Genomic DNA, 10814 nt, shown 5'->3' with positions numbered 1-10814 from the left:
GACGCGGTCATCTGGCACGACAGTCGAGAGGTCGGCAGCCTTTCCGGGTTCATTGCGAGCATTTCCTCTTCACTTGCTCCCGAGAGGCCGACCTGTTCGGACCACTGCGGATCAACGATGACATGACACGTGCCGCACGCGGCTTCGCCTCCGCAGTCAGCGTCAATCCCGGGCACCGCGTTGTTGACGGCGATCCGCATGAGTGACTGCCCCTCCTCTAAGGGCACCACGTGCTTCTCTCCCTCATGTGAGACGAAGGTTACGACTGTCATCGCTGGCTCCTGCATGGTTGTTCGGGTAATAGCTGCTCACAGCATTGCTAACAACGACGACTGCGGCTAGGTTGATTGAGGGCAGAAGCTTGTTAATTTGGCTCAGAAGGCGGGGGCGATGAATCTTGATCGCGAGGGCGTGCCACCGCTCGTGTTCGCGCAGTTACTTGAGAGCCCAGTTCTGGAGCAAGACGCCGTTGCACGGTTTCGCGAGATCATGGATCGTGAGCGAAGCGACGTCGAGTCACTTCTTGCCATCAACGCCCAAGTTCCCCTGCGGTGGATCAGGGAAGCCTTGCCCGACCTCGACGTCGACCAAGCAACGACCCTCGGTTTGGCGTTCGCCCAGCATGCTCATCTGACGTCCTTCGGACCATTAAGCGTCCCACTAGTAAGCGCAGGTTCCGCAGGCGAGATATTGGAATTGCTTGCCTACCTGCCGCTAATAACCCCAGCCCTGAGTGCGCAGTTCTACGCAGGTGGACACGGAGTGTCTGTCGCGCTCAATGGGCAGACGGGCGATCGAGTCCTAGACTCCCTAGTGGTCACCTACTGTGGTGCGGTCCTGCTGAGGCTGCTGAATATACTCGTTGGCGATGCACCAGACATCACACTCTCACTGGGTTGGCCCGCTCCGGAAGGTCTGCCCGTGGATCAGGATTGGTTAGCTGGTCGCCTGGTATTTGACGCTTCACTGTCCATTCTGCATTTTCCCGTTGACGCGGTCAATCACGTCTGCCGGTTCTCTGACCCCGTGGCGTATCGACTCGCTAGCGGTGACTTGCAGCGAAGGCTCGACGAGCGGAGTAAAATCGCCTCGTATTCGGACAAGGTGAGACGTCTGATAGAGAAGCGTCCCGCAGATTGTGGAAGTCAGTGGATTGCAGACGAACTCTCCATCTCTACGAGCACACTTAAGCGGCGCCTCTCTGAGGAAGGGATGACCTATCGCGGACTGCGCCAGTCGGTCATTCGTGAGTACGCGATTCTTCGTTTACTGGACGGATCTGTGTCCGCGAGCGAGATCGCCACGGACCTCGGTTACAGCGACCTCGCCAGCTTTTCACACGCTTTCAAGCACTGGACCGGCCACCCGCCGACGGGGTTCCGTCGTAGGTAGCGCTGCCTCTTGGTTGACTCGTACAGGGCAACTGGCGATGCACGGTGCCTTCCGCTTCGCCCGTTCTTTGGGCGTGGCGTTCAATATCTTCAGGCTCCGCCGACATCCTCGACGTATTCGGGCCTGGTGCTCGCGGCGGTGAGTTTGGCCTAAGCCCTCGAGTTTCTCTGTGACTGCAAAAAGTGTTCAACCTCGACCACGATGAACAGGGCAGTGGCAGTAATAACAGTGCGGCCCTCTGCATCCTCCATCGTGGACGTGAGGTCCAATTTCCGGCCATCGCGAGACCGAACTGCAGCGCGCAGGATGTACGGGGTGTCGAGTAGTGCTGGCGCAAGATACTCGAGCTCGAGACGGCGCGTCACGGCGAGCTCGCCGACCGAATAGAGCAAGAAGCCGAAGAGGTCGTCAATCACGGTCGCTACCGCGCCGCCGTGTGCAATGCCGGGTGCCCCGACGTGGCGCTGGTCGAACTGGTGGTGTGCGACGACGCCGTCTCCGTCACGCCGTACCGAGAGGAAGTGACCATTCGGGTTCTCTGGTCCACAGCCAAGGCAGTTGGGGTGGTGGGGAGGAAGCTCGGAGGAACCGGATTCCATGCGCGTAAACGAGCGCACCCAGGTGTCGATATCGGTACCTATCGGCCCGCCGGCCTTGTCGCGAAATGTGTCCATGTCCAGACCTTCCTGTCGATGAAGTTGTGCTGGGTGTGACACCTCTGCTCATGGCGACGGAGATATCGCCGACACCCGCACGTCCGACCCGTGACCCAACCTCGACCGGGACGTCCAAGGGGCCCTGAGGCCCGATGCGGGTGGCCTGAGCAACTGGCTGCCGACGGCACGATAGTCAGGTCGACAAGGCCGACTGAGCCGGGACACCATGTACTGTACGAACATACAGTATGCGGTACCGACGTATAGTCTAGTTTGGGGTCCGTAGGCTCGACCGCAACTGAAGGGGAACCGCGTGAATCGTTCCGCACCAGGCGCCGCGGGCCAGGATCTCACTGCCAAGGCGCGCATCCGCAACGCCGCACTGGATCTCTACGCCGCCAACGGCGAGGACGGCACTTCGTTGCGAACCGTGGCGACCGCGGCCGGGGTGACGGTGGGTCTCGTGGTCCATCACTACGGCACGAAGGACGGCCTGCGCGGGGCGGTCGAGCGACTGGTCGTAGAGCATTTCGCTACCGCACTTGCCTCGGCGCCCGTGGACGTCCCAGGCGCCGACATCGCCCGGATCCGCAACGAGGCGGTTGCCGACATGCTGGTCAGGCGTCCCGAGGTGGTGAACTACCTGCGCCGCGCGTTGCTAGATCCCGGCGGTCAGCGAGGTGAGTTACTCGAACGGCTCACCGAGCTGACACACCGGGAAGTGATAGCTATGCGGCAGTCTGGTGCGGCGTCTAGGGTCCGCGCCGATGCTGTTCAGGTGGTCGACGTCATCGTCACTCAGCTGGGCCGTTTGTTCCTCCAGCCGCTCGTGGACTCGATGTGGTCCCATCTTGGGACGTTCACTCACACCGAAGGCGACGACAAGCCGGAACTGAGTGTTCGCGTCACCGAGACATTGGCACCGCAAGGAACGCCGCAATGACCTTGGTCATGGTAAGTCGCTGGCTTCGAGGCCGGACGATGCCGCGAGCAGCCGCAGTCGAGAATAGTTGCCGCGTGACGGCCACAGTGGACTCCACTCTTAGGGGCAAGAAAACGAGATCCTGTGGCACGCCGTTGCCTATCTGTCGCAGGCGAACCCGCCAGACGGCGATATGCCCGTGTGGGGCAAGAAGGTCGGCTTTCGGAATGTCTCCGACCACGCCCACACAGGGGGCAACGGAATCGCGCACAGCCTCAGACCGAGCAGCTCCACCAGTCGCGCCCACCGCGCCTGCTGATGAAGTGCCGAGTTCTGAGGTGCCGAGTTGCCAGTGCGAGACCGGACGAACGTGCGAGCAGTTCGGGGAGCGGTCGAGTTCGCGAGATTCACAACTCGGCATCGTCTACTTGTCATAACGTAAGTTATCGGCGTAAACATATTGCCTGGTAAATGGTCGTGTTGAGCCGTCCTTCGTCCCGCTGTATCGCTAATTGGCCGCGGTGTACGCCTGCAGGACGTCGGCGGGGATGCGTCCGCGGTTGGAGACGTCGTAGCCGTTGGCCTGGGCCCATTCGCGAATAGCTTTAGTGTTTGCGGACGAGGTCTTCGCGGAGGTTTTTCTTGCGGCCTTGGTGTTTCTCCCGGTCACTCGGTGGCCAGCCTCGATGTACGGCGCAATGATCTGGCGAAAAGCCTCGGCGTTGTCGTCGCTGAGATCGATGGAGGGTTCCTTGCCCTCGAAGGCGAACGAGAGAGTGTTCGCGGTTTCGCCTAGGTCGGTTCCGTCGATTGAATATTCGTCTCACTGGGGTCCACCGGTATTGCCTCCGGGGGCCAGTGCCCGGGGTCGCGAATATTGCGCTTGGGGGCCAGCAGTAGCGCCTGTGGGGGCCACCTGCTTCTAGGCTCCTTCCGCCGCGTGTATAGGGCGCGTGGCGGAAGGAGCAATCCGTGACTGTACGGAAGATCAGGGCGAAGCTCGTGTTGCAGCTTCGCGCCGAAGGCTTGTCAGGCAGGGCGATCGCCGCCTCGCAGGGCATGTCCCGCAAGAGCATCGCGGCGGTGCTGGAGGCCGCCGATGCGACCGAGACGAGCTGGGACGACGTCGCCGAACTCACCGATGAGCAGGTGTACGCCCGCCTGTTCCCGGGCCGCGGGGAGCACGAGAGCGTGTTCGCCCAGCCCGACTGGGAACAGGTCCACCGCGAGATGGCCCGGGTCGGGGTCACGCTCAAACTGCTGCACGGCGAGTACACCGACCGCTGCGCCCACGCGAAAGCGCCGGCCATGGGATACGACCGGTGGTGCAAGACCTACCAGCGACACGTGATGGTCACCGGCGCCGCCTCCCGCGTCGGGCACAAGGCCGGCCAGACGGTCGAGGTCGACTGGTCCGGCCCCACGATGGAGCTCACCGACCCGGTCACCGGGGCGACGCGAAAGGTGTACCTGTTCGTGGCGTGCCTGCCGTTCAGCCGGTACGCGTTCGTCTGGCCCAGCACCGACATGCAGCAGGACGCGTGGCTTCGGGCTCACGTGGCGATGTTCGAGAACTTCGGCGGGTCGGTACCGCGGATCGTGTGCGACAACCTCAAAACCGGCGTCGTCAAGCACCCGCGCGATGGTGAGATCGTCCTGAACGACGCCTACCGGGAGATGGCCGCTCATTATTCAGCAGCCGTTCTACCAGGGCGGATACGCCGGCCAAAAGACAAATCTGGGGCCGAGAACACCGTGGCGCACGTGGCGACCTGGGTGATCGCCGGCCTGCGGGACCGGACGTTTCACACGGTGCCCGAACTGGCCGAGGCGATCGGTGAGCGGATGGACGCCTACAACCGCGAGGCGTTCTAGAAACGCCCCGGCTCGAGACTGAGCGTGTTCACCGCCGAGGAGCGGCCGCTACTCACGCCGCTGCCGGCGGTGGCGTTCGAGATCAGCCGGTGGCTCTACGGCCGCCGGGTCGGCCGCAACGGACACGTGGTGTTCGAGCGGAACTTCTACTCCGCCCCGCTGGCCCACATCGGCACCAAGGTCGATGTGCGGATCACCGCCCGCACGCTGGAGATCTACCGCGGCACCGAGCGGATCTCCAGCCACCTTCTGCTTCCCGAGCAGGCTGCAGGTCAGTACCGCACCAACGATGCCGACCTGCCCGCCGGCCGCCAGTACCAGCAGTGGGATGCGCCCCGGGTACGGGCGTGGGCCGAGCGGGTGGGGCCAGCGGCGGTCATCGTGATCAACCGGATCTTCGAATCCGTGCCCATCGACGAACAGGGCCTCGACGCCGCCCTGGCGGTGCTACGCCTTTCGCGGCGGTTCTCAGCCGAGCGGGTCGAAGCTGCGTGCGCGCTGGCGCTGACCGGGCCCGTGCGCTCACCCCGCTACGCGCACATCCACCCCATCCTGGCCACCGGCCAAGACAAGACCGCCGCCCTACCGCCACGCACGAATCCCGAACAGGCCGGCGGGTACGTCCGCGGCGCCGACTACTACGCCAGGAGCACCCAATGAGCAGCATCGACTCCGAGACCAAGCGCAAGCTCCGCGAGATGGGCGCCCAGCCACTGCTCGAGGCGATCGAAGCGCAACACGACGACCACGTTCTCGGCATGAGCTTCGCCGAGCGCCTGCAACTGGTCGTCGACCACGCCCACGAGAGCTTCAACCACTCCAAGATCGACGGACTCATCCGCCGGTCCAACCTGCGCTACCCGGCAGCCGATCTGCGGCGCGTGGACCTGGTCGAGGAGCGCGGCCTGGACCGAGCCGTCCTCGCGCAGCTGGCCACCTGCTCGTTCATTCAGAGACAGCAGAACGTCGTCTTTCAGGGGTTCACCGGGTCGGGAAAGTCCTACCTCGGCTGCGCCCTGGCCAAGCAGGCCTGCCAGCACCGTTTCCGGGCGCACTACATCCGGATGCCCGACCTCGAAGAAGCCTGGGCCCTGGCCAAAGACCGACCCCAGGGCCAGAACAAATTCCTGAAGAAGTACGCCGCGTTCTCCCTGCTGGTGATCGACGAATGGCTCCTCGACCACCCCGACGAGACGATCAGCAGAATGCTCCTCGAGCTCCTTGAGCGGCGCTACGACACCGGGTCCACAGTCTTCTGCACCCAGTACCCCAAGAAGGACTGGCACCAGCGCCTCGGCTCCGGAGTTCATGCCGACGCGGTCATGGACCGCATCGTGCACAACACGATCTGGATCGACACCGGCACCCACAACATGCGCGAGCATGCGGCCGCCGCCGGGAGTCAGTAAGTAATCCCCGAGATGGGGCCGGTGGTCCCCACAGACGCGATCACCGGCCCCCAGCGGCAATACTGCTGGCCCCCAAACGCAATATCCGGTGGCCCCCAAGCCTCCAAATACTCATCCCATTCCACAGCCTTTCGCGAAGACACCGCGCGCCATCAACGCCGCGCTGTCAAGATGGTCACATGGATTCTCCTCAACGGCACGTACGGGACGAGCTACGTCTGTTCGTAGCGGAGCGAGACTGGGCGCAGTTTCACTCTCCCGCAAACCTAGCAAAGTCGGTATCGATCGAAGCAGCAGAGCTACTAGAGTGTTTCCAGTGGTCCGACGACTACGACATAACGGAGGTGCGTCTTGAACTCGCAGATGTGCTTACATATGCCTACCTCTTGGCAGATCGTCTCGGAGAATCCCCCGAGCGGTTAGTTTTGGAAAAGCTCGCTATCACCCGAGAAAAGTACCCCACCGCAACCGCCAGAGGACGCAGCGACAAGTATGACAGGCTTTAGGATCGACAAGTTCGCCTTTGACCCTGACGCGGTGAGCGTGTGGGCCGATACAGACCCACGGCATAAGAACTGGCCGGTCGTCTATACCCTTGACGGCCAGTCTGAAATCTACATTGGTGAATCGATAAATGGGTCCGGCCGCCTACGTCAGCACATTGACTCCGGCAAAAAACACCAGCTGAATCACGCCCGAGTGATCATCGACGAAACTTTCAATAAGTCGGTATGCCTCGACCTGGAAAGTTATCTGATTCGGTTGGCCGCTGGCGATGGAAAATTCAAGATCCTCAACAGAAATGACGGGATCACTAATGCCGATTACTACGGACGCCCTGGATATCAAGAGAAATTTGACCAGATTTTCGAAGAGCTCCGCTCGGAGGGTATCTTCACTCGCACAGTAGCCGAAATTGAGAATACTGACCTTTTCAAACTCTCGCCTTTCAAGGCGCTGAATCAAGAACAGACCATCACGGTCGAGGACATCCTCAGCGGACTCTTCGAGGATCTCGAAAACGATCGGGAAAGTCGGATCCTGATTCACGGAAACCCCGGAACCGGAAAAACGGTCATCGCCATCTATCTCATGAAGCTCCTGTCCGACATCCAGAGCACAGAAGAAACCGAACAGCCCGAAGGCGACTCCCTCCTCAGCGAGTTCTTCGCGCCGGGCTTCCCTGAGCTTCTCAAGAATTTCCAGATCGGCCTCGTCGTGCCGCAACAGTCACTTCGAAAATCTATTCAAGAAGTTTTCAAGAAGACTCCGGGACTTTCGCCTATCGCAGTACTCACACCATTCCAAGTCGGACAAAGTGAGTCCGAGTACGACCTGCTGATTGTCGATGAAACCCATCGACTCAGCCAACGTGCGAACATGCCCTCTGCGATGAAGAACATCGAGTTTCGAGAGATTAACGAAAAGCTCTTTGGAGAAGACGACCCTAAATACACTCAGCTTGACTGGATCAATCAGCAAAGCAGGCATCAGATCTACCTGCTTGATTCAGCGCAAAGCGTAAGAACAATGGATGTTTCCAAGGCGTCGCTGGACGCCTTGGTCGATTCGATCGATATTGAGACCCGCTCGTACCGCCTTTCATCCCAGATGCGCGTCAAGTCTGACCAGGACTATGTCGGATACATCAGGCGAGTGCTTTCGAACGAACAGCCCGCGCGGCAGCACTTCGAAGGCTACGAACTTCGGCTATTCTCCGATTTTGGAGATTTTGTAAGCGCGATTCGAACTCGCGAAAAGGAAGTGGGGTTATCCCGATTCCTAGCCGGGTACGCGTGGCAGTGGCAGTCAAAGAACGATAAGTCTGCCTATGACATCGTGATCGACGGATCCAAATTTCGGTGGAATCAAACGGACGTCGATTGGGTAAATAGCGCGAACTCCATTGATGAGATTGGATCTATACACACTATCCAGGGTTACGACCTCAATTACGCGGGCGTCATCATCGGACCGGACCTTACTTACTCCCCGCAGTCCGGAGAAATGAAGTTTGACCGAGCACAGTTCTTCGACGGAAAAAGCATCCAGAGAAACAAGCAGCGCAAGTTCACCAACGACGAACTTGTCCGCTACATACAGAACATCTACGCCGTCTTGCTCACTCGAGGGATGCTCGGAACCTATGTCTATGTCTGCGACCCAGAACTTCGGGCTTATCTCGCGAAATACTTCTAGGTCGCAACGGTACCCCCAGTCGGACTCGAACCGACACTGAAACGGTTTTAAGCCGTCTGCCTCTGCCAATTGGGCTATGGGGGCCTGTCGACCCCGCCGGGGCGGGGCCGGGTGGCGCACAGCGCGCCAGGCCGAACTAGCTGGCCAGGCGGGTCAGCACCGACATCGCGATGCCGTCCAGGATGTCCTTCTCACTCACCGTGAGCTCCGACAACCCCACGCGCTCTGCCATCACATCACACAGCGCCTGGACCACGAGGGAACCCCCGCCGATCACGTCCGCGCGGCCCGGGTGCATCGGTCCCAGACTGCGGCGCTCCGTCACCGACGAGGCAACCAACCGGTCGCAGACCTCGCGCATACGATCGAGCGGGATCACGCTGCCGTGGATCCGCTCGGGGTCGTACTTCCCCAGCCCCTGCGCCAACGCTGAAAGCGTCGTGAACGTGCCGGCCACGCCCACCCAGCGAGCGGCCCGGCCGACTGGCACGTCGCCGGCCTCGGCCAGGGCGTCGGCGATCACGGTGCGGGCCTCAGCGATCTCAGCTGCGGTGGGCGGGTCCGAGTGGAGCACCCGCTCGGTGAGGCGCACGCAGCCCACGTCGAGGCTGCGGGCTCCGAGGATCCGGACCTCTCCGTCAAGTAGCTCGCCCACCACGATCTCCGTCGACCCACCGCCGAGGTCAGTCACCACGAACGGTCCGTCGGTCGGGTCGAGGTCGGTCACTCCGCCGGCGAAGGTCAGCTCGGCCTCGGTCTGCCCACTGATCACCTCGGCCTGCGCGCTCGGGAAGTGCTCACCGAGCACCTCGGCGGTCATACCGAAGAATTGGTCTTTATTGCTGGCATCGCGGGTGGCTGAAGTGGCGACCATCCGCACCGACTGCACACCGAGCTCAGCCATGGTGGCCGCGTAGTCGGTGAGCGCGGTGCGGCACCGGGAGATCGCTTCGGGCGAGAGCCTGCCGGTGGCGTCCACGCCCTCGCCCAGCCGGATGATCCGCATCTCGCGGTGGACGTCCGTGAGCCCGGGCTGGCCAGGTACGCCCTCGGCGACGAGCAGGCGGATGGAGTTGGTTCCGCAGTCCACAGCGCCGACGCGAACAGGCCCGCCCCGGACAGTGCCATCGGTAGCAGTCGCGGTCACTCCTGCTCCTGCGCGTAATAGTCGGGCACGCCCAACTCCTTGGGAGTGGGCCAGTCCTCGGGCAGCGCGTTGCCGCGCAGGCCGGCCTCGCAAGCCAGGGCCACGGACTCATCGCCCAGCCACACCACGCCGGGCCCCTCGGCCAGCGCGTACGCCATCAATACGTGGAGGCACTTGACCCGCTCGGGCATCCCGCCACCGGAGAAGTCCGTCCCGAGGTCCTCGATCTCGTTGCGCTGGGACAGATACCGCTCATGAGCCTGGGTGTAGTTGAGGGCCATCTCGGGGTCGGCGGTCAACCTCGTCGTCATCCCCCTCATGATCCCCGCGGATTCCTGCCGACTCGCCTCGGCGGTGAGCCGCGGATCGGTGAGGTAGTACAGCGTCGGGAACGGGGTGCCGTCCTCCAACCGCGGCGCGGTCTTGACCACCCCGGGCCTGCCGTCGGGACTGCGGTAGGACACCTCCAGCACCCCGCGCGGCCGCCGGCCCAGCTGGGCCTCGATCGCCTCGAGATCGTCACTGGACACGCTGTGTTCGGCGCTCACGCTGGGGGGTCCTCCTGTGGTTGGGGTTGCGGGGCGGCGCCCGGGTTGTCGATGTCGAGGTTCCCGAGCTCTGGGTCCACCGGAACGGCCGGGGTGTCGGGGCCGCCGGGGATGCTGGTGCCCTCGAGGACCGACGTGCCCCCCGGGAGACTCGAGTTCTCTGGGAAGATGGGATCGGCGGGCACGGAGATGGAATCCCACACCCGCGTCTGCCACGGCAGCGCCGCCAACTCGGCCGCCCGCTGCTCGGCCGCCGCCTGCTCCACCGGATCCACCGGGCTCACCCGGTACGGGGTCTCCCCCGGCTTGACGGCACCGAAGCGGATCCGGGCCTGCTGCTCGATGTACGCCGGATCGGCGAGCAACTGCTCCTCGGCCTCGAGCTCGGCGATCGTGGCCTGCAGCGCGGCCCGCTCCTGCGCCACCGCCTTCTCGTCCGAGAGGAACTGGTAGTGATTGCGCAGGGGGAACGACACCGTCACCAAAAGAATGATGGCGACGACGGCGAGGAGCCCGATCCGCCGAGGCGTGTAGTTCCGCGGGCCCAGCACGGTGTCCGAGAGGTCGGTCCGCGTGGTGAGCCGGTGGGCCTCCGGATGCGCGGTCGAACCCACCCGGCCGGAGCGGGCTGAGGCGGGCACCGGCCGGTCCCGCTCGCGGCTGGGC

Annotated in this window: 11 protein-coding genes, 1 tRNA gene and 1 pseudogene; 6 read left to right on the top strand and 7 right to left on the bottom strand. The window is 62.7% G+C overall.

The features are described from left to right. On the bottom strand, positions 1–272 hold a 272-nt coding region (locus G6017_RS13500), incomplete at its 3' end, for a 2Fe-2S iron-sulfur cluster-binding protein (RefSeq protein WP_182617810.1). A 118-nt stretch (positions 273–390) separates the two neighbouring features. Between G6017_RS13500 and G6017_RS13495 the strand changes: the two genes are divergently transcribed. Next, a complete protein-coding gene (locus G6017_RS13495) occupies positions 391–1392 on the top strand; it encodes an AraC family transcriptional regulator (RefSeq protein WP_107749265.1) in 1002 nt (333 codons plus the stop codon). Positions 1393–1541: 149 nt separating this feature from the next. Here the strand turns inward: G6017_RS13495 and G6017_RS13490 are convergent, their stop codons facing one another. Then, positions 1542–2066 carry a PaaI family thioesterase gene (locus G6017_RS13490; RefSeq protein ID WP_008379464.1) on the bottom strand — a complete coding sequence of 175 codons (525 nt, stop codon included), beginning with the start codon at positions 2064–2066 and terminating at the stop codon, positions 1542–1544. A 295-nt stretch (positions 2067–2361) separates the two neighbouring features. Here G6017_RS13490 and G6017_RS13485 point away from each other — a divergent pair, with 295 nt between their 5' ends. Beyond that, complete coding sequence (locus G6017_RS13485) at positions 2362–2991, top strand: TetR/AcrR family transcriptional regulator (RefSeq protein ID WP_107749266.1); 630 nt, start codon at positions 2362–2364, stop codon at positions 2989–2991. Positions 2992–3478: 487 nt separating this feature from the next. Here G6017_RS13485 and G6017_RS13480 read toward each other — a convergent pair whose 3' ends face one another. After that, a complete protein-coding gene (locus tag G6017_RS13480; protein WP_095719492.1) occupies positions 3479–3781 on the bottom strand; it encodes a histone-like nucleoid-structuring protein Lsr2 in 303 nt (100 codons plus the stop codon). Positions 3782–3942: 161 nt separating this feature from the next. Between G6017_RS13480 and istA the strand changes: the two are divergent. The 4 genes and pseudogenes from istA to G6017_RS13460 all read left to right on the top strand — a co-directional run bounded on the left by istA (position 3943) and on the right by G6017_RS13460 (position 8453). After that, a pseudogene (gene istA, locus G6017_RS13475) lies at positions 3943–5505 on the top strand (IS21 family transposase). Then, on the top strand, positions 5502–6254 hold the full coding sequence (locus tag G6017_RS13470; protein WP_182617808.1) for an ATP-binding protein: 753 nt from the start codon (positions 5502–5504) through the stop codon (positions 6252–6254). Before istA ends, G6017_RS13470 begins: the two are co-directional and overlap by 4 nt. A 179-nt stretch (positions 6255–6433) precedes the next feature. Beyond that, positions 6434–6760: a nucleotide pyrophosphohydrolase gene (locus tag G6017_RS13465; RefSeq protein WP_182610469.1), complete on the top strand. Its 327-nt coding sequence runs from the start codon at positions 6434–6436 to the stop codon at positions 6758–6760. 31 nt (positions 6761–6791) lie between these two features. After that, the gene (locus G6017_RS13460; RefSeq protein ID WP_259847534.1) at positions 6792–8453 is read left to right on the top strand and encodes a DUF2075 domain-containing protein; all 1662 of its coding nucleotides are present in this window, start codon (positions 6792–6794) and stop codon (positions 8451–8453) included. 10 nt (positions 8454–8463) lie between these two features. Here G6017_RS13460 and G6017_RS13455 read toward each other — a convergent pair. The 4 genes from G6017_RS13455 to G6017_RS13440 all read right to left on the bottom strand — a co-directional run. Beyond that, positions 8464–8537, bottom strand: a tRNA-Leu gene (locus G6017_RS13455). A 52-nt stretch (positions 8538–8589) separates the two neighbouring features. Then, on the bottom strand, positions 8590–9600 hold the full coding sequence (locus G6017_RS13450; protein ID WP_182610471.1) for a Ppx/GppA phosphatase family protein: 1011 nt from the start codon (positions 9598–9600) through the stop codon (positions 8590–8592). Beyond that, positions 9597–10148 (bottom strand): DUF501 domain-containing protein, encoded by a 552-nt coding sequence (locus G6017_RS13445; RefSeq protein WP_182610472.1) that lies wholly within the window; start codon positions 10146–10148, stop codon positions 9597–9599. The genes G6017_RS13450 and G6017_RS13445 overlap by 4 nt, the downstream gene beginning before the upstream one ends. After that, positions 10145–10814 (bottom strand): FtsB family cell division protein (locus G6017_RS13440; RefSeq protein WP_182610473.1); only part of this gene is annotated, 670 nt, incomplete at its 5' end. The genes G6017_RS13440 and G6017_RS13445, both read right to left, overlap by 4 nt.

The organism is Dietzia sp. B44 (assembly GCF_014145245.1).
Taxonomy (GTDB): domain Bacteria; phylum Actinomycetota; class Actinomycetes; order Mycobacteriales; family Mycobacteriaceae; genus Dietzia; species Dietzia natronolimnaea.
This window is presented reverse-complemented; position numbering and strand designations above follow the sequence as displayed.

Excerpts from the sequence above, each read along its gene's own strand:
- G6017_RS13465 (WP_182610469.1), top strand. The coding sequence starts at position 6,434 with ATGGATTCTCCTCAACGGCACGTACGGGACGAGCTACGTCTGTTCGTA.
- G6017_RS13470 (WP_182617808.1), top strand. The coding sequence starts at position 5,502 with ATGAGCAGCATCGACTCCGAGACCAAGCGCAAGCTCCGCGAGATGGGC.
- G6017_RS13490 (WP_008379464.1), bottom strand. The coding sequence starts at position 2,066 with ATGGACACATTTCGCGACAAGGCCGGCGGGCCGATAGGTACCGATATC.
- G6017_RS13495 (WP_107749265.1), top strand. The coding sequence starts at position 391 with ATGAATCTTGATCGCGAGGGCGTGCCACCGCTCGTGTTCGCGCAGTTA.